This window comes from Acaryochloris sp. 'Moss Beach' (genome assembly GCF_021497025.1).
Lineage (GTDB): Bacteria > Cyanobacteriota > Cyanobacteriia > Thermosynechococcales > Thermosynechococcaceae > Acaryochloris > Acaryochloris marina_A.
Genome location: NZ_CP071718.1, coordinates 44,235 through 64,493, shown reverse-complemented (window position 1 = coordinate 64,493; position 20,259 = coordinate 44,235). Strand labels below are relative to the sequence as shown.

At 42.9% G+C, this 20,259-nt stretch carries 10 protein-coding genes and 1 pseudogene; 6 read left to right on the top strand and 5 right to left on the bottom strand.

The window, feature by feature from the left end; translation table 11 throughout:
- The first annotated feature begins 90 nt into the window (after nt 1–90).
- Together HRE53_RS26855 and HRE53_RS26850 are read left to right on the top strand one after the other, a co-directional pair.
- Nucleotides 91–5,769 (top strand): TIGR03032 family protein, encoded by a 5,679-nt coding sequence (locus HRE53_RS26855; RefSeq protein WP_235111739.1) that lies wholly within the window; start codon nt 91–93, stop codon nt 5,767–5,769.
- 530 nt (nt 5,770–6,299) lie between these two features.
- A complete protein-coding gene (locus HRE53_RS26850; protein ID WP_315876741.1) occupies nt 6,300–7,316 on the top strand; it encodes an ATP-grasp domain-containing protein in 1,017 nt (338 codons plus the stop codon).
- 1,559 nt (nt 7,317–8,875) lie between these two features.
- On the opposite strand, the gene HRE53_RS26845 is transcribed toward HRE53_RS26850, so the two are convergent.
- Complete coding sequence (locus tag HRE53_RS26845) at nt 8,876–12,415, bottom strand: PAS domain S-box protein (protein WP_235111582.1); 3,540 nt, start codon at nt 12,413–12,415, stop codon at nt 8,876–8,878.
- A gap of 655 nt (nt 12,416–13,070) precedes the next feature.
- Nucleotides 13,071–14,195, bottom strand: a pseudogene (locus HRE53_RS26840) (transposase).
- 75 nt (nt 14,196–14,270) lie between these two features.
- Here HRE53_RS26840 and HRE53_RS26835 point away from each other — a divergent pair.
- Nucleotides 14,271–15,323, top strand: coding sequence for an IS110 family transposase (locus HRE53_RS26835; protein WP_235111580.1), 1,053 nt, complete (start codon nt 14,271–14,273; stop codon nt 15,321–15,323).
- A 405-nt stretch (nt 15,324–15,728) separates the two neighbouring features.
- On the opposite strand, the gene HRE53_RS26830 is transcribed toward HRE53_RS26835, so the two are convergent.
- On the bottom strand, nt 15,729–16,898 hold the full coding sequence (locus tag HRE53_RS26830; RefSeq protein ID WP_235111578.1) for a hypothetical protein: 1,170 nt from the start codon (nt 16,896–16,898) through the stop codon (nt 15,729–15,731).
- A gap of 220 nt (nt 16,899–17,118) precedes the next feature.
- On the opposite strand from HRE53_RS26830, the gene HRE53_RS26825 reads away from it, so the two are divergent.
- The 3 genes from HRE53_RS26825 (at nt 17,119) to HRE53_RS26815 (ending at nt 19,453) form a co-directional block, all read left to right on the top strand.
- Nucleotides 17,119–17,550: a response regulator gene (locus HRE53_RS26825; RefSeq protein WP_235111575.1), complete on the top strand. Its 432-nt coding sequence runs from the start codon at nt 17,119–17,121 to the stop codon at nt 17,548–17,550.
- A 133-nt stretch (nt 17,551–17,683) separates the two neighbouring features.
- The gene (locus tag HRE53_RS26820; RefSeq protein WP_235111573.1) at nt 17,684–18,508 is read left to right on the top strand and encodes an RNA polymerase sigma factor RpoD/SigA; all 825 of its coding nucleotides are present in this window, start codon (nt 17,684–17,686) and stop codon (nt 18,506–18,508) included.
- Between the two features lie 633 nt (nt 18,509–19,141).
- Nucleotides 19,142–19,453 carry a hypothetical protein gene (locus HRE53_RS26815; protein WP_235111572.1) on the top strand — a complete coding sequence of 104 codons (312 nt, stop codon included), beginning with the start codon at nt 19,142–19,144 and terminating at the stop codon, nt 19,451–19,453.
- Nucleotides 19,454–19,464: 11 nt separating this feature from the next.
- Here HRE53_RS26815 and HRE53_RS26810 read toward each other — a convergent pair whose 3' ends face one another.
- Together HRE53_RS26810 and HRE53_RS26805 are read right to left on the bottom strand one after the other, a co-directional pair.
- Entirely contained in the window at nt 19,465–19,638 is a 174-nt protein-coding gene (locus tag HRE53_RS26810; RefSeq protein ID WP_235111571.1) for a transposase, read from the bottom strand.
- Between the two features lie 136 nt (nt 19,639–19,774).
- Complete coding sequence (locus HRE53_RS26805; RefSeq protein ID WP_235111570.1) at nt 19,775–20,194, bottom strand: MarR family winged helix-turn-helix transcriptional regulator; 420 nt, start codon at nt 20,192–20,194, stop codon at nt 19,775–19,777.
- Between the last annotated feature and the right edge of the window lie 65 nt (nt 20,195–20,259).

Here is a 20,259-nt window from a genome sequence, read left to right as displayed (position 1 = left end):
TGTGCTGAAATTCAAAATATTTCTCCAGAAAGGGGGGCAATCTATGGAGAATCAATGCTGTAATGCAAACTATATTCGTCCATGGATGCGATGCTTCAAACCACTCCTTCTACCCCAGGACATGACATCACTGCAGATCGCCAGTTTGTTCCCTGGCTCACCCAACAGCAGATCAGCATTGCCTGCACCACGTATCAGACCAGTCGCCTCATGCTTTTGGGAGCCAACTCAGACAAGGAGAGTATTTCTGGATTTGAGCGCATCTTTGATCGGGCCATGGGACTCTATGCCACCTCAGATCGTCTCTATCTCAGTTCCAAATATCAGATCTGGCAATTTGATAATGCATTGTCCCCCCAGCAATTGCACAATGGCTATGACAAACTCTACGTTCCCAGAATTGGTTACACTACAGGCGATTTAGATATTCATGATATTGCTGAAGTAGAGCGATGGATTGACGGTACACCTTGGCAGCAGACGTTACCTGTACCCTTTGTCTTTGTCAGTACCTTACTGAACTGTGTCGCAACGGTTAGTGAACGTTATAGTTGCCAGCCCTTGTGGAAACCCCCGTTTATTTCACGGGTGATTAATGAAGATCGCTGTCATCTAAATGGCTTAGCAGTGGTGGATGGCCAACCCCGCTATGTCACTGCCATTAGTCGCTCCGATGTCATTGATGGTTGGCGAGATCGCCGTCAGGATGGGGGCATCATCATGGACATGACCACCAATGAAGTGGTGGCCACGGGATTCTCCATGCCCCATTCTCCCCGCTGGTATCAAGGCCGACTCTGGGTGCTCAATTCCGGTCGCGGGGAACTGGGCTATGTTGATTTGCAAACTGGAACCTTTGAACCCATTGTGTTTTGCCCTGGCTATTTAAGAGGGTTAGCCTTTTGGGGTGACTTTGCCATTGTCGGTCTGTCTCAACCTCGTAATGGCGATAAAACCTTCTCGGGTCTACCTCTTGATGATTTGCTAAAAGCAAAGGATACCAATCCTCGCTGTGGGCTGATGGTGGTGAACCTCAAGAGTGGGGCTATTGAGCATTGGCTACGATTCGAAGGCGTAATTACGGAACTCTATGACGTCCAGATTATGCCACAGGTACAGCGTCCTATGGCCTTGGGATTCCAGAGTGAAGAGATTGCTCAATGCATTACTTTGGGACCGTTATCGGATGGCAGTCATCAGATACAGAGCAAGGAGAACAATAGTCTGTCTGCAGATCCTATCCCGCTAACAGCATCCAACCCATCTCACTCACAGGGCCAGGAAGCCATCTTAGAGTTAAGACAGCAGCGTCACCAGTTAGCACAACAGTGGTTGAATCTACCCCTGGAACAATTAGAAGCAAATTATGCCAGTGAATTAGGTCAAACCCACCGGATATTGCTCAACCATGAGCTGCGATACCAGGAGTTAACGGCAACAGAACAAGCGTTTGTTGAACAACTCATTACAGGGTTGACTCATCCCGCCAAAGCATTGCCGTCTTTACTGGCGCTAATGTTGTACCGTGCGGCTTATCAATTACCAGCCCGATGGTTTGAACCCATTACCATTCCGTCTTGGATGGTCAATGAATACTTGGCCTACATGCAAGCAATCCCCTTATTTTTTCAAGCGGTCGGAGAAGCGGATCGCTATGCTGAGTACTTGCAGCATTGGTTCACATTTATCCATCGCAAGATCAATCAGAACTCCAGTTCAGCATCTTGGCAAAGCATTGCTAGGGTTGTTTCGGAAGCTGTGCTTGCCCCTATCTACTTCAACGACCTAAACCTCAAAGATACGTTTGTGAAGTGGGCCGCGATCACTGAGTTCAGTTTGGAAAGTCAAGGATTTACTCTCCATCAGCAATGCCCTCCTAGACCCGCCAATCGCACTAAAATTCGCCTCGGCATCCTCAATCAAGCCTATAGCCCTCATTCCGAAACTTTTGCAACCCTCCCTTTCTATGAATATCTAGACCGTGAGCAATTTGAAATCATTCTCTATGCCGAGTCTAGTCAAGCTCATCCCTTAGAAGCATATTGCCGAAGTCGAAGCGATCAGTTTGTGGAGCTGCCCCAAGATCTACGGGAAGCCGTTCAGTTAATTCGTAACGACGACTTAGATATTTTATTGTTTGGCATCAATATTTCAGTTGGGAACAAGCTCTCTACCTTGTTGGCCATGCACCGATTGGCAAGGATTCAAGCAGCCTCTGCCGCATGCCCTGTAACAACGGGAATTAGCAATATTGACTATTACATTTCTGGGACTTTAACCTCTCCCATCGACATCTTTCAATGCCAATACAGTGAAAAGCTCGTTAACTTAAAGGGCCTCGCGCATTGCTTTAGTTATCCTCTGACTGAACAAAGCCCAATCCAAACCCTGACTCGTTCTGATTTGGGGATTGCATCTGATGCGGTTGTCTATATCTCTGGGGCCAATTTTTTCAAGTTGATTCCAGAACTCAGATTGACATGGGTTGAAATTTTAGCCTCAGTCCCCCAGGCGATCTTGGTATTATGTCCCTTTTCACCTTGGAGTAATCACTATGAAATAACAGCCTTCCGCCAACATATGGCAGCACTATTCACCCAATATCAGATTGAACAAAATCGATTAATGATTTTGGATGCTGTCCCCAATCGGGAATCACTCAAATCGATCTTGCAACTCGCTGATATTTACCTAGATGCCTATCCCTACACTGGCTCCACTTCAGTTATTGATCCCTTGGAAGTCGGTTTACCAACGATTGGGAGAGTGGGAAACTCTTGGCGTTCTCGTCAAGGTTCCACATTCCTCAAAGCATTGGACCTAACTGAGCTGATAACGACTGATGAAGCCTCCTACATTGACCTCGCCGTGAGGCTGGGTCAGAACCCTGAGTTGCGGCAGCACTATCAGACTGCGATTCAACAGAAGATGGCAGCCAACCCATCTTTTCTAGATAGCCGAGCCTATAGTACTCAAGTTACGACCTTGTTTAGACAGCTGCTGCCTTCCTCGTCATCAAACATCGAGAATGACCATCAAGCGGTGCACCACGGGCAGCGCAAACGGGTGATTGCCTTTAGCCTCTGGGGGGCTAATCCTAAATACACGATGGGGGCCATCAAAAATGCTGATTTAGCTCCTTCTATTTATCCAGGCTGGATTTGCCGCTTTTATGTTGACCATACAGTACCCCAAGAGGTTATCGAGGATTTAAAGGCTCGTGAGCAGGTCGAAGTGATTGAATTCGAAGGAGACTGGGGTTGGAAGATGTCCTTTGCTCGGTTTTATCCAGCGGCAGATCCAGACGTGGATGTTGTGATTTGTCGGGATACGGATTCCCGGCTCAATCTGCGCGAGAAAGCTGCCGTTGATACTTGGCTCCAGAGCCAGCGGAAGTATCACATCATGCGCGATCACCCCCGCCATAATGTGCCAATGCTAGCGGGCATGTGGGGAGTGAGAGGCAATGTCTTGGATATACAGCTGCTTGTAGAACAGCACCTCATTGATCAAGCCGATCTGGGTCTGAGATATGGTATTGACCAACATTTTTTAGCGATAAAAATCTATCCTCGAACTCACTCATCCTGTTTAATCCATGATGAGATCTTTCAGGAACATCCCTTTCCTCACCCTAGAGATGCCTTTGAATATGTGGGGCAAGTGTTCCTCGAAGACGACAGTACTCTTGAACCCATCGATGAGCTTTTGCAGCAGCATTTACTCAAGAATGATTCTTTATCTCTGCATCTATTTGAGCAATCTCAAAGTCTGTCTACCCCTACATCAACCCCAACTGCCCCTCAGTCTGTGCAAGCCTTGTTCGAGCGCAGTCGCCAGTTAAAACAGCAGGACAAACTCACTGAAGCTGAATCTTGCCTGCGGGAGGTGATTCAGATATACCCCAATCACTGGGGAGCCTATAACAACCTAGGAACACTGCTCCAAAATCAAGGGGAAATTGAAGAGGCTAAAGCTTGCTATCAACAAGCCCTGCAACTGAATGCCAATTTCGCTGAGGCCCACTCCAATCTCGCCAGTATTTGGCAACTGAATGAGGATCTAGAAAAAGCTAAGACTGGATTTCTTCACGCCCTGCAACTGAAGCCAGATTACGTCCCAGCTCATTTGAATTTAGCCAACATCTATAAACAACAGCGGCGTATGGCAGCAGCGATTAACCACTTCCAAAAAGTTGTGGTGGCAGACCCTCAACATACAGAAGCCCATTTCAATCTCGGACAAATCTTTGAATATCAGGGCAAGTCGGAAGCGGCTTTAGAGTGCTATCAGCAGGCCCTTAAAGGAGAACCCGATGCCCAGTATCTCTGCTTCTTTATCAGTTTGGTGAAGCTCAAACTCTGTATTTGGCAAGACTATGATGTCCAGGTTCATCAACTAGAGCAGATGATCGCTCAGTCCTTCTCTGGCAAATATACTCCTAATCCCTTTGTTCTCAGTACCTTTAACTTTCCCTTAGATCTGCACCAATCAGCAGCTCGCAACCAAGCTAAAAATGCGAGACAAGCTGTTGCTAAACTGCAACCTTCACTCTCCTTTACTCATCACCGTAACACCACATCCAAACTACGGATTGGCTACATCTCTCCCGATTTGCGCGACCATGCGGTTGGACGTCTGATTGTGGAACTCTTTCCACACCATAATCGAGACCTATTTGAAATCTATGCCTACACAACCGTCGATGTAGAAGATCACATTACTCAACAGATTCAAGCAGGCTGCGATGTTTTTGTGGACCTATCTTCGTTATCCACTGCAGACTCAGCACAACGGATCTATGAAGATGAGATTCAGATTTTGATTGACCTAGCGGGCTATACCATTGGCAATGCAGCCTCAGTTCTTGCGTTGCAACCCGTGCCGATTCAAGCTCAGTGGTTAGGTTATCCTGATACGATGGGAGCTGAGTTTATCCAATATGCCATTGCTGACGAGTGGCTGATCACACCAGAAATTGCGCAGTCGTACACAGAGAAAATTGCCTATCTGCCCCATGCCTTTGTTGGGTCTCCCTTAAAGATCTCCAGTCGTTCAATGACCCGAACTGAATTTGGGTTACCAGAGTTTTCGTTTGTATTTTGCTGTTTCAATTCTCACTACAAAATTACGCCTGATCTATTTGATGTATGGATGCGAATTTTGCTGCAAGTGCCTGAGTCAATCCTCTGGCTATTAGAGGGTACTCAAACCATCATGGACAATCTAAGAGCCGAAGCGCAACAACGGGGCGTGAACCCAGATCGATTGCTCTTTGCCTCAAAAATTTCTCATGAAGACTACCTTGCCCGGTATGCTCTGGCAGATTTATATTTGGATACCTTTGTATATAATGCGGGTTCAACAGCCGTAGCGACTTGCTGGTCTGGACTACCAATGCTGACTTGTCCCGGTCCTACAAATGCATCTCGGATGGGGGCGAGTATCTGTGCCGCAGCTGGACTAGAGTCACTTATCTGTAGAAGTGTAGCGGAATATGAGCAGAAAGCCGTTCACTTAGCGACTCATCCTCAAGCATTAACTAAGATCCGCAACACGTTGAAGCAGCAGCTACAATCGGTCGATACGTATCCGCCCCTATTCCAAATGCAACAATTTGTCGCTTCCCTGGAGACTGCTTTTCAGCGGATGTGGCAAAACTATTTAAACAATTCACCCGTCAATGATCTATATATTGAAGAAATTACTAGTCATGATGAGGAATCAAGAACTAGCAGCAAAAACCTTTTAGTAGTTTTAAATAAGTAAAGACATCTCAGCTACTGTTTTAATACTGTTTCATCTTCATTCAGCCTAAACTCATTAGGATTTTGAGTATTAAAATTTTAGTGTGTCTTAATATTTAGAAGTTTTTTATTCATATGAGACATAGCTTTTTATATATTCTCTTATATAAAGCTTTAGACAACCAAAAAATATATTTTGAAAGGGCTATAACGCTTCAAGATATCATAGTCTCGCTAGAATTTTAGTAGTATTTAATTACTACAAATAGCAGTTTAATCTTCAAAGTTCTCTTATTCTAAATACAGGGATTTGAATATGAAGAAAGCTTTTTTATCTACAGCAATTGACGGAAGAAAAAAATATTACGGTAAATCGACTCATTAAAAAATAGAGGTCTTCATTCAGTCATAGTTTGCGATCGATATTATCCAAACTTTAAGGAGAGCCATCAAGTTATCGTCAATATCAAGGATCCCAAAAAGGCTATTGATAAAGCTGTTCGAGAATTAAAGAATCTCTCGCACTCTATTGATATTGTCGGTTACCTTAACATGCAGGACGAAATGTCCTTTATCTATAAGGGTATTCTTGAGCGAATATGCCCAGAGCATCCAGATATCGAGAACATTAACGTATCTAGAGATAAGTACAAAATGAGATGTGTTCTGAGAGCTAGGAACATTTCTCAACCTTATTTCGCTTTAGTCAATTCTGAAAGTGCATTACTTCGTATAATAGAGTCTTGTCCATTTCCTTGTGTGAGTAAGCCACTGTCAGGTTCTGGGTCATACCTTATCCGTAAGAATGACTCACCAATAGAGCTTCAGGAGTCATATCTTGAACTGAAAGAGATATTTGAGCAAGGACAGCATGCCCCTTTTTTGGAACAGCCATTTCTACTTGTTGAACAATATCTGCCAGGTAAGGATTTCCATGTGGAAGGAATCATTGATAATGGACAGATAAGAATACTGGCATGTCATGAAAAATTATCGGCATTCATAAGTGATAACTCTTTTTCACCAGCAATTAGCATCTCTCCACCAATCTCTTTAGATCGAGCAAATACAAACAAGATAGAAGAGTCTGTCATACAGACAATTTCCATACTCAAAATTGACAACACAGTCTTTAATGTTGATCTCCGATTTGATGGTAATCAGACGACGATTATTGAAGTAAACCCACGTCTTGGTGGCGCAACAATACGACAGACTATTTTGGAGTTAACGGGGCTAGATGCAGTTGAACTACATGTTCAGCTAGCTCTAGGTGAACATGTAAATTGGCCAGTAAGTAATTCGTCAAAAACAAATTGCCTCTATAGGATACCAATAACTAAGTCTGGTTTAGTGTCAAATATTGGGGGGATTGATATCAGTAAGAAGGATCTTGATGTCTGCGGATTTGTTCTCAACTACCAAGTGGGGGATTATATAAAGTTTGATAAAAAGAAAGCTGACAATCATTTTGGATATGCACATGTAGTAAGTGATACACCTCAGCATGCACTTCAAGCTATGAAAAATCTCATAACAAACTTAAAGATAGAAATTTCTGGCAACTGATTTCAGATTCTATCTCATGGGCAAACTTGTCTGAAACTATTTCCCTACATAGTATTTTATCGATACAAACTAAAATGGCTCCAGTTATTAAGTGCGACTTTGAAATTTGGAGTTTTATGGGATATAGCTGTCGTCTCTTCATCCCTTTAATTTATTGTTTTACGAAGTGTTGTCGTATCACTAGTGATATCTAAATAAGATGAAGACAGAAGCTAAGTTGTAAATCCTATAGTATGAGGGGCCAGCTCAAGACTAGGGGAATAAATTATAACTTAGTTTCTGTCTGAAGATGTTTATCTTCACTGTTATCTATTACCAAGAACTCAATGAAAACATCTACAATTTAAGGTTCCCAACTATCCAAGAAATTTAACTCACTTAAAAAAAATCATGGGAAAATAATTATTTGATCTTTCAAAGTTTTTATAGGGATGTCAATAAGCTGATTATGTGGATGGCACATGAGATGGTGAATGTGTGCGGTGAAAATTTTATGAATCTGTATATGATTCACTATTATGGGGGCGACAATTGGGGATCATGCCGAGATAGAGCAAATTTTTCTCGCAGGATCGGCAGAAAGCATATATGGCAAGGCTTTTGGCAACTCAAAACACTGAATATATACTTTGCAACAACACGATCCTAAATATAATTACGCTGAAAGCTTTTCGCAGTAATACTTCCAGGCCATAAGCCAACCAAAGTTGCGCTTAAAAATTGCTTTTCTTGAGTACATATACTTGCTTAAAAAATATCAATCCTCAGTTTACTGACCCAGAGTATTCGCTATACTCTAAGGCTTACCCAATTACGTTACTACAGCTAGCAAAATATCTATATATAATTAATGCACAAAATAGTGATTTAGGTAATATGCAAAAAGCACTATTTGCTAAACTATTTAGCAATACTTTACTGAGCCTATATATAATTAAATTGCTACAAGTTAATTATAATTTTACCCTAAGTTCACTTAGACATATAGTGCTAAAAGCTATATAATATAGCCTTTTTAGGACTGACTCATGAGAATGAATGAGACAGTCGTTCAAATAGTAATTCATGAATCCTTGGGTCAAAAAATACCTAAAGACTAGATAAAAAATAGTTGAGTAAGAAAGCATACTAGAATTACTTTTAAACGCTTTATAGTAAGCATATTAAAAAAATAAAGTATATTCTATACAGCAGCATATAAACTATACTTTTAAGCATATTATTTTGGTGTAATTTCGCTCCAATACCTGTTGAATGCTAGAAATGTAATCTTCAATAACTATGGATGGCGCGTGATTGAAGAATTTCGAGTCTTGAAATGCCAAAATCATTGCTATATATAGCCTTTAGCGATTCTGTGAGAAAAATTTGCTCTATCTCGGCATGATCCCTGATTGTCTCGAAACCCATTTTTAAAGTGAATTCGGAGATAGGGTGAATCACTGAATTCAGTATCCCCTAAGGTATATATGACTTGCCCTCATATGTGGATCTTTGCAATAAGCTCTATAACACCCCCTTCGCTGTAAGCCCGAAGTACGCATATAGATACACACAAATCAAAACTTCAAAGCAGCGGGCTTAGAAATTGAGTACCCTTGAATATAATCCACACCTATATTTTGAAGCTTCTCTCGTATCGGTACACTGCTTACATATTCAGCAATAGTTTGCATTCCCATAACATGTCCAATGTGGTTAATAGATTCCACAATTGCCTGAGTAGCGGGGTCGTTAACCATATCTTCAATGAAATGACCATCTATTTTTAAGTAGTCTACTGGCAAGGTCTTGAGATAGGCAAAGGATGACATCCCTGTACCAAAGTCATCTAATGCAAACTGACAGCCCAGCCGCTTAATGTCTTGCATGAAACAAACTGCCTGGCTCAGATTCGAGATTGCAGCTGTTTCGGTAATCTCAAAACAAATCTGCTTGGCAGAGTTTGGATGTTTCTTCAATTGTGTCTTTAAGAATTGCAGAAACTGTTCATCACCCACGCTCCCCCCAGAAAGATTAATCATAAATTGAGGAGGGCTATTGACCTGCTCCTCAGAAGGTTGAAACTTTGTGCGATTCTCTCTGAGAAATTTGCGTATCACCCATCGGTCAATATCTGTATTCAAGTGATAGTGCTCAGCAGCTGGAATAAATTCAGATGCCGAAATCACTTCACCCTGTTCATTAACCATCCGTAGCAAAATTTCGCAAGCTGTCGTCTTATGTTCAGAGGAGCTAATAGTCGGGATAATGGTTTGACCATATAAACAGAACCGATCTTCTTCTATGGCCTGTTTAATGCGAACACTCCACCACTGTTCTCCACGTTGCTGGAGCAATACTGAATCATTCGGTTCATAGACTTGGATCCGATTACGACCTCTTGCCTTGGCCGTGTAACAAGCAGCATCAGCAGCCCCTAAAATATCTTCTATATCTGAATCTTGACTGTTTATTTGGGCTAGACCGATGCTGACACCAATGCCAAAAACTTTGTTCTCCCACTGAAAACGGAACGTTTGAATTGTTCGCCTGAGTTGTTCTGCAATAATCTTGGCCCGGTCTAGAGGGCACTGATGTAATAAAATGCCAAATTCATCACCACCCAAACGAGCAAGGGTATCAGCAGCTCGAATCGGCTTTTGCATTAACTTTGCAACTTGGCACAATAACTCATCACCAGCAGCATGACCGCAAGTATCATTAATAACTTTAAACTGATCTAGATCAAGGAAACACAGAACATGTTGAGCCCCACTTGATAAGCTATCATCGAGCGCTTCATGTAGAACCTGATCAAATTTTCGGCGGTTGACGAGATTCGTTAAAGGATCATGGCTGGCCTGCCATGATAGTTGATGAGTAAGATTGCGTGATTGTGTTACATCATGAAAAACTAAGACGGTTCCAATCACATGACCCTGACGATCTCGGATCGGTGCGGCTGAATCCTCAATTGCATACTCAGTTCCATCACGGGAAATCAAAATTATGTGATTTTCTAAACCCACAATTCGTCCTTCTTGCAAAGCTCGATGGACTGGATTCGGGGCAGGGTTGCGAGTATCTTCATGGATAATTTGGAAAACTTCAGTTAAGAAACGTCCTTTTGCTTCAATCGGACTCCAGCCAGTCAGGTGTTCCGCGATCACATTGAATTTATTGATATTGCCATGTATGTCTGTGGTGATCACGGCATCCCCAATAGACTGCAAAGTCACCTGTGCAAGTTCTTTTTCCTGAAATAAAGCTTTTTCTGCACGCCTACGCTCTGTGATGTCCTGGATTTGAGAAATGAAATAAAGAGGCTGATTCTGTTTGTCTCGCACTAAAGAAACGCTCAACAAGACCCAGACAGAATATCCTTTTTTGTGAATATATCGTTTTTCTAGCTGACAGGTATCAGTTTCTCCAGACAACATTTGTTGTACATAACTGAGATCCTGCTCTAAGGTGTCGGGATGAGTAATCGTTTGAAAATCCATCTTGAGTAGCTCTGATTTAGAGTAGCCAACAATATTACATATTGCTCGGTTGACTCTTAGCCACCGGCCATCAGGAGCTATTAGAGCCATGCCAATAGCAGCTTCTTCAAAGGCAAGACGAAATCGATTCTCACTCGATTGCAAGGCAGTTGTGCTATGAACGACACGACTTTCTAAGTCTTGATTGAGGTTTAAGAGAGCGGCTTCTACTCGTTTGCGTTCACTAATATCCTCAAGTACCACAATTAAATAGTCAGATTCTCCTGATGATAAATACGCCAAAGAGACTGTGAAACTACCCCATAAAATAGAACCTGCTCCACGAGCATATCGATTCTCTTGCGTAAATGAAGATATTTCACCGTGAATCAACCGTTGAATCTGCCTCTCGTCAAGTTCGCGGTTCTCCGAGTGGTTAATATCAAAAAATGTTTTTCCCTTCAGTTCAGATTCAGAATAGCCCACCAAATCGCAAAAGCGTTGATTGACACAGAGAAACTGACCTTGCAGATCAACATGGGCCATGCCAACAGCAGCTTGCTCAAAGGTCGATTGAAATCGTTCTTTATAAGTTTGAATCGCCACAGCATCTGCTTGAACTTGATGTTCTAGATTCGCATTGAGCGTTTCCAGTAAGTTGATTTTTTCCGATTGCAGCCGCTCAACTTGCTGCTGAAGAATCTCAACAGTGCTGTACATTTCAGATGAATTCAGCACTGCCAGCATATTTATTTGGGTCAGAATACCAGCTAATTTCCCTTGGGCATCAGCTATCACCAAGCGTCTTACGTGAAGCTGCTGCATGGTTTGATACGCTTTCAGTAGTGGATCTTCTGGGGCTAGGCACACCAGCGGACTACTCATCACTGATTGGGCCTGAAGTGATGTCAAATCCAGTTCAAGGGTTTGAAATTGTACTATATCCCGTTCTGTAATGATGCCAATGGGAGACAACATTGATGGAGAGAGTTGACCCTCGGATTGCACAATCACCACACAACTAATTTGATGAGTCGTCATGAGCTGTGCAACTTCGACAATAGAACTATTGGGAGATGCTGTAATGGCATCTGCACTCATCACCTCATTAATTGAGCGCATCTTTAGCAAACTGCTTGGGTCTAAAGCCTCTCGTATACTTTCAGCGGTGATTACACCCACCACTTCTGAATGAGCATCAAGAATAGGTAAGTGACGAATATGATATTGGCGAAATAAATCTAGAACTGTAAAGGTATCCTGAAATTCAGATTCGTTCAGGGTAATCAACTGCCGTGTCATGACATCGGCAATTTTAACTTCGGCAAAGTCCACGCCTTGAGCACTCAACCTCACCACATCCCGCTCAGTAAAAATCCCTAACAATTGCTGATGAGCCATCACGAGTGCATAGTCAACTCGCGGATTAGAGATATTAATTTGCTCTGAGTGTGGAGATGCAACAGCACAATGGTTTGTGCCTTGATTCATCTGCAAAATAACGGCTCTAAGTGGTGTCTCAGGACCAACAACTAGAGAATGATTATCGATAATGTGTTGGAGAGTACCTGCCCCGGATAGAAGTGATGAGAAATTCCCTAAATGGTGGAGTTCAGTGCCAGAAAAATTCATCATCACCGGCCTAACCTTACAGTGTATTATTTTCAGCTTTGATCTGCTCTCATACCGCTATGAGGTCTGAATAATCGGTGGAATTCTCATTGGATTAACTCGTAACGTACCCAACTCATATTTATATTATGACAAGCAATTTATAGAACTTAATGCTTTGAGTATTATCCAAATTTGAAGGAAAAATGCCTAACAGGGATATTTATGCACCATGATTGACATCCTCTCCCACTGACCTTTCAGGTACAGAGGGAGATTCCCCGGATCGCTCCGAAGATTTCCTGCTTCAGTGCCAGTTGACTAGAATTCATGACTGAACTCCCCGTCACCTCGACTCCACAGGCATTTTCTATTCTCCGTTGCCCATGGGTACAAATCACTTGAGCTGCAGCAATATCTCTGGGCTTGATTGACCCACATTCCTCGTTCTTTCAGATTTTGTGAAGCGGCCTGAAAGTCATTGCCTGTAACCATTCATTGATCCTACAATCAGGAGATTCTGCAGCCAGTTGTCGTGGTATTGAAACCCATTGAGATCTTTGAAGGGAGAATACCGCTCTGGATCTTTTGATGTCGTTCTCTTTCCGTAGGGATGGAAATTCCAGATCAATGCCATGGACCCTTAGTGGTGCAGAAAACTTCAAGTGAGCTGCAAGCGTTAGAAGACAGTTACCTTAGCGAATTCAATACGAGTAATCATGGCCTCTTGTTTTTTTCGGGAGGCATAAGCAGGCGGCGGATTACTACGTGGCAACATAGCTAAAGGTGGCAAGGGTAACCTTTGGTAGCAAAGCTGATTAATCTGACGTAGCCCTATTTGCAGAAAGCTTACCCCTCTCTGAGTATGCCAATCAATTGTTTTGAGTTCATCTTGAGCAATCACCTGAATCGCAATAGAGATAGCAATGAGGGTGGCAGCAGCGAGTAACATCAACAGCCGTCCCAAGGCTTCAGCATCTCTGATTCAAGAGCGAGGTATCTCAAACGCCGCAGACTTATAATCCTTGAAATGGGGTTCAATTCCCCCAAAGCGTTGGCCATAGACCGCAAAGGTTTGCAACGAAGGAGGTATATCCGTAATCACAGCCCAAGCCTCTTGTGCAGCAGAGACTTTAGCTGTGGCCAAGTGACATTGAATGTTCTCAAGAATCGTGACATCCCGAAAGAGTGACGCTTGTTCACAATCGGGTAGCAGCTTTGATACTGCTCTGTTTCGACCACTGCCCAAGGTAATCTTCAAATCTGATTTTGCTCGAATAGCCCAAGACCATTGACATGCCTGTAGCCACCGAATCAACTCACCATGCTCAAAACCTCGATCTGCTAAGAGCGTGATGTGACAATGAGCTGGCAAAACAGTCTGAACCATGGATAATACAGGGCAATAGTCTACAAAAGCGACAGTGGCACTGCCATGTTCCATCACCTTCTGAGCCAAAGGAAAAGAACGTCCTCCCCAAGCCAAACAGACCTCTATCAAGCAATACTCATCCCACAACATGCTGGTATCCAGAGTCAGTATCATAGACTCTCCTTCCCATGCTTTGAGGAACTGTTGGAGTACGGGAATGTAGAACGTTTCTGCGGTGATTCTGGAATTATGAACAAAATAGCTTAGACGTTCCATCTGGCTACGGGCATGACAAGAACGATGACTCAAGTACGTTATCCAGTGGCTTAAACAGCCACTTTGTGATTGAAGAATGGCAGCAATATTTTCAGAAAACACAGTCAGATGGCGTTGATCTTTTGGGGTGATCCATTGACTCAGTTGAGTTTGCAGTTGTTCCTATGATGAGTTTGGTCTAGGGGAGAGACAATACTCGTAAACGTGAAAATAGCCATAGGGACTATTATTATGAAAAATTCATCTGCAGATAATCAATACGTTGGGAAGAAAGTTTTTATCGGTATTGATGTTCATAAGAGAACCTATTCTGTTGTGAGCGTAATGGAAGGAGTAGTTATAAAAAAATGGCAGACTTCAGCTTCTCCTGAGAAACTAGCAACCCAACTCAAATCTTACTATTTAGGAGCTGAAATTTATACTGCTTACGAAGCAGGCTTCTCCGGATTTGTCCTCCATAGAACATTAGAATTGGCGGGTATAAACAGTATTGTCGTTAATCCAGGCAGTATTGAAGTCGCAGTGCATAACCGAGTAAAAACAGATAAGCGAGATGCTTTAAAAATTGCAACCCTTCTTGAAGCAAAACGTTTGCGAGCAATTCGTATTCCATCTGAGGAAAATGAACAAGAAAGAATATTATCTAGAACCCGAGAGCAACTCATCGGTGAACGAAGTACGATGCAAAATATGATTCGGATGAAAGGTCATCAATTTGGCTTAATAGCACCAGAAGACCGCAGAACCATGAGTCATCTGTTTGTTGCAGAATTGATTGAAGCTTCACCCAGTCCTGAATTTAGCTTGGCGATTAATGCTTACTGGAAAATTTGGAAGAGTCTTGATGCAGAAATCAAAATTATTGAACAAGAATTGAAGAAACAGGCAAAGAGTGATCCAAACGAAAAAATTTATCGCTCAGCACCAGGAATTGGTCCTATTTCAGCAAGAGTCCTCTCTAACGAATTAGGAGATATGAGTCAGTTTGCTAATGAGCGACAATTATTTAGCTATACAGGTTTAACGCCTTCCGAACATTCAAGCGGGGATAACATTCGCAGAGGACATATTACACGACAAGGAAATAGACGAGTGAGAAGGATCTTGTGTGAATCTGCATGGACAGCAATTAAAAAGGATAAAGAGTTAAGGGAATTTTTTGAAAGACTCTGTTCTAGAACTGGAAAGAAAAAAGCAATCGTAGCAGTAGCCCATAAGTTAATAGGTCGAATACGTGCTGCTTTCCGTCAGGGATCTATTTACCAAATGAATATTATTAGCTAATTTAGAAAGTATAAATCAAGAAAAGATTGAGAGAAAATAGAAAGATTTATCAACAAATTCTGGCTTTGTAACCACGGTGTACCGTCGGTGCGTATTGAATAAATATCCACGTGTATGTTGTTTGCGGTGCAAAGTATTAGGGCGAATAAGGAAAGGGTGGCACAGCTAAGGCAGTGACTACGGATGACTGACTGTTGCAAATCTTGCGACTAATCTCTCAGTACTTAGAGTTCAGTAAAGGCTACGCCAATAAAAAAAGGAGGAAACCTTTCCGGGAAATTTATTATGACTCTCCTGAGAAGTTAAAGGAGAAAAATTCTGCTGGAGACTCTTGACAACTCATCATGACTGACGGTACAGCAGAGGAGTTGACATGTGCTTGAAGGGAAGTAAGGTATGTAAGCCTCACATTGTACGTTTCACTCCATTCCTCAAACAGATTAGTAATCCTTGCCTAGCGAGGTTTTTACGACTTTTCTGCATCAATAAGGCCATGGACCTCAAGTACAATCGAGCCACATCTGTAGCCCCGTGAAAGTACTGCATAGTTCTGAGTAGGCGGTCTTGATAATTCATTAATCTGTCAACCATGTTGCTGGTTCTAGCTGCATCCGGATAATCGTAAGCAACCTGAAACTGCTTTGATTTGACCTTCATACCTGCCAGTCGTTTGTGGATACTTTCCTGTTTGGTATGGCGTTTGGCCCATTCCCGTAATCGACGCAATCGTTGAGCAAAGTGGCGTTTCGTTGGACTTTTGTAGGTGTGCCAAAGTCTTCCTGTGAGCTTCTTCTTTCTACAGCGTTTCTGAATATCCAAAACCGAATGCAGATAGCACAGAATAATTGCAACACCTGAAAAGATGATCTTCCAAGCACAATGGGACTGCTCCCAGCCATCCAAAGTCACTGTTTCAGGCTGATAGCCTGGATTCAAGTTGAGGGCTTCATCTCTAAAAGTGCCGTATCCTTTCACCAAGTCAGGGGTTTCAGCACTCTCGACAATATCCACTCCTAGAAAGCAGCCAGTGCCTACTGTCGTCGGGATGTAGACGCGATCACCTAACAGCCAGCTGTGTTTTTCATCTGCCGTTAAGTTGATGGGAATGGCTTCTGGATCTTTAACGGTAGTCCCCACAAGGGAGAAACGGCCAAGCCCTTGGTGGAGTCGATACCAGAAGTTCGGATCGTGACCGAAGACATAGGCCAGTGCTTCAAAGGGAACGCCAAAGCGTCTGAGGTACATGGCCTTTTCAACCTCATCCGTCATGCCCACCATGTAGGGCAACACAAAAGCGGGACGGATTTGATACACTGCTTGGTTGGCGACCAATTTAATTCTACGAGTGGTGATGTCAAGCTTCTTGGAATGGATAGAATCATGAAGCCAATAGCCTTCAGAAATGCTGGAGGGAAAGAGTTCAGGGTGTTTAGCAATCAGTTCGTCTAGTTTTGCCCGGAAAGGACTTCCCTTGGTGATCAGTTTCCGGTATTCCGCTTCAGATTGAAAGGGAAGGCAAATGGTTTTGTGTCCGGGACTGGTGATTTCCATGATGACCAAGAGTGAGGGCATCATGGATGCTATATCCTACAGAACATTGTTGGGAAAAGGGATTGAGCAGTTCACTCCACAAAATCCGAAAGAACGAGAAACAGACTGAAAAATCGAAATGGCTTCTGAAATCTTACTTTTGGCAGATACGAACTGCAACAACAGCCTTGTAAACTAAAAAACTCTTTCTTAAAAAGAGTTTCATTAGAACAAAAATAATTACTTCAAGGTGATTCAGAAGGAGATGAAAGAGAAAGTTCTCAACATTTTGTTGGTAGAAGACGATGAAGTTGACGTGATGAACGTCAAGCGAGCATTCAAGAAAGGCAACATCTTGAACCCCCTATATATTGCCCAAAATGGCCTAGAAGCCCTAGCTCTTTTGCGAGGAGAATCTAATAGCTCTCCATCTATACCAGCCTATAGGCGTTTGATCTTGCTTGATTTGAATATGCCTAGAATGAACGGCTTGGAATTCTTAGAAGCTCTGCGAAATGACCCAGACTTGAAAAGCATTCCTGTGGTGGTATTAACTACTTCAGACGAAGATCGAGATCGTGTTGAAGCCTATAACTACAATGTGGCGGGCTATATCCTCAAACCCGTGAACTTCTCCAAATTCAAGGAGACAATGATCACTCTCAATCATTATTGGACTCTCAGTGAAATATTGTGATGCTGGCATACAGCCGAACTCTGGCAAAACTGTCAATACATTCTTCAAATTTTCTTAAGAAATAAAAATATTTCATTCCCTTTTACGACATTTTGGGGTATCTCTCTAGCAACGATGTTTGCAAGGTGCAGTGATGGTCACTCATACGGACAGCACGGGTACTTATCTTAAAGAAATCGGTCGCTATCCTCTCCTTTCCCATGAAGAAGAAATCCAATTAGCACGACAAGCTAAAGCAGGTAGTCTTCGGGCTAAGCAACGGATGATCGAGTGCAACCTGCGCCTGGTCGTCTCCATTGCTAAAAAACACCAGAATCGGGGCTTGCCATTCATAGACTTGATCCAGGAAGGCAGCATCGGATTGAGTAGAGCCGTTGATAAGTTTGAGCCAGAGCAGGGGTATCGATTCAGTACCTATGCCTATTGGTGGATTCGACAGGGAATTACCCGGTCCATACAGAGTAATAGCCGTGTGATTCGTCTACCTGCATGCCACTGGCAGACAGGCAACAAAATCAAACAGACTCGACGACAACTCTCTCAGGAATTTGGTCGTGAACCGACACTTGTAGAAATTGCTAAGGCAATGGAAATTGACCTCGACAAACTGAAGAAGAACATGCATCATCTTCAAGATGTTCTCTCTTTAGATATGTGGGTCGGGCATCAACAAGACACAACATTGGGGGAGCTGATTGAAGCAGAACATTCGACACCAACCTATCTTGAACTGCTCAATCAGAGCGATGAGGTATCGAGCTATTTATCACTGCTTGATGAACGGCAACGCTATGTGATTATCCAGCGGTATGGATTAGAAGATGGTGAACCTAAGACAATGAATGAGATTGGTCAACAGCTTGGCGTCAGCCGGGAACGGATTCGACAAATCATCAACAAAGCCATGAAGAAATTACAGAAAAACTGTGACCAAGCTACAAAGGCCAAGACTGCTTAGCTATTGCCAGAACCAAACCAACAGAGAACCTCCTAAAGCACGGCTTCTCCAGGAGGTATATAATCCAGTCATCAATTACATTCTGCAATAGAGACTTCAAACGAGCCTCTACCCAAAATCTATCAATCAAACCTGATGAAATTTGGGGGGCACGGAATCTCGATTATCGCTCCCACAAATGGAAAAGCAAACCTCAAAGGGTCACTCTGATATACCCCCTAAGCGAGTTAACTAAAGCATAGTTTTAGGGCATTTTTATCAACTTAAGATATTCAAGTGATTACAGTGAGAGGACTTGGAGACTCCGAAACCTCATATAGGGCCAAAAGAAACCCCTCAAAGCATAGCGGTATCTTCAAGGGGCAACCCTGTATTTATGGATATCAACAGGGTTCTGAGGGAATGACACTCAAAACCTACCAAGGAAATCTGGGGGCACGGACTCATCTTTACAGCTAGGATTCCTCTAAAGACTCGCCCTCTAGAAGAATCCTAGGCTCAGCCTTCCCCAAAGGCCCAACTTTTTAGGGGTTCTGGCTGAAAATCTATCCTTGACTCAATTCAGATCTACCAATCAAATCTGACGAAAACATGAGGGTATACTTCTAGTATCACACCTGTAATAATTCAAGGTTGACTCCCACCAAAACCTTCTACAACGGCACCCCCCATCGCCTCTCCCTCAAATCAACTGACGAAGGAACAGAAGCTGGATCTGCTGGACTGGCATCCGATTTTCACAGGACGATGCCCCAACTGCGAGAGGCCGATCAGGGAGACAGTGCCACCGAGAGGTCACTAGGATTGTGGGGAGTGTGGGTGGGCTATTTGGGGTTAAGCCGACATACGCCTAATTTTTTCTCACAGGATCGCCAAAAGCCAATATTAAAGAGAGTTTCAAGACTTCAAATTTTCAATAAACTGACAATCCGTTTACCTGGATAAATGATCACAAATCAGACTGTCATGGTCTCCATAATCATTATGGGGAGTGAGAGTGCCAGCTCCAATGGTTGTGGAATATCGTTTACATCGACAACATAATCGCCATAGAGCCTAAGATGGCGGGTGATGTAGGGACTTATGGTTGCCAGATCTTCTTGTTTGATCACATAACCTTCATCATCCAACTTCCAGACTGCAATGGAAAGGAAGCGTACAATCTCTCAAAAGTGCGTGTATTGATATCTCAACCAGAAATAAGATTTTGATAGCTATCAAAATCCCCGGTCTGTATAGTTTCTCCCATCTTTAATTACTCTCCTATTACAAGTTGCTACGTAGCTGCTCTGCCAAAGTAATAAAGGTCTGCTGACTCTCTATATTGATTCCATTTGTCATACGGTATAAAACTCGATTCTCGACAGAATTCATGGATTTCAGAGCAATTTCGCCTTTGTCAGACAAGTGCAATAGTTGACTGCGTTTGTCAGCCGGATTCTGCTTTCTCTCAATCATCCCTTGTGCCACAAGTTCTTGAACAACCCTGTTCACCTGTGCTTTGTCTCTATTGATGGATTGGGCGATTCGCTGCGCCGTGCACTCATCCATTGCGGCAATCATTTTTAATGTCTTCATATGCATTGGGGCAATACTCAAGCCCTCCGCTTCTAATTCGGCTGACAGGCAAGATTTAAATGAACGCATAAGCCGAAACATTGATGCGATCAGAGGTGACGTAGTCAATTCTTAAAGCCTCCAAATATATAGTTGACACTATCATCTAGTGTCAACTATAGTTAAGTCAACAA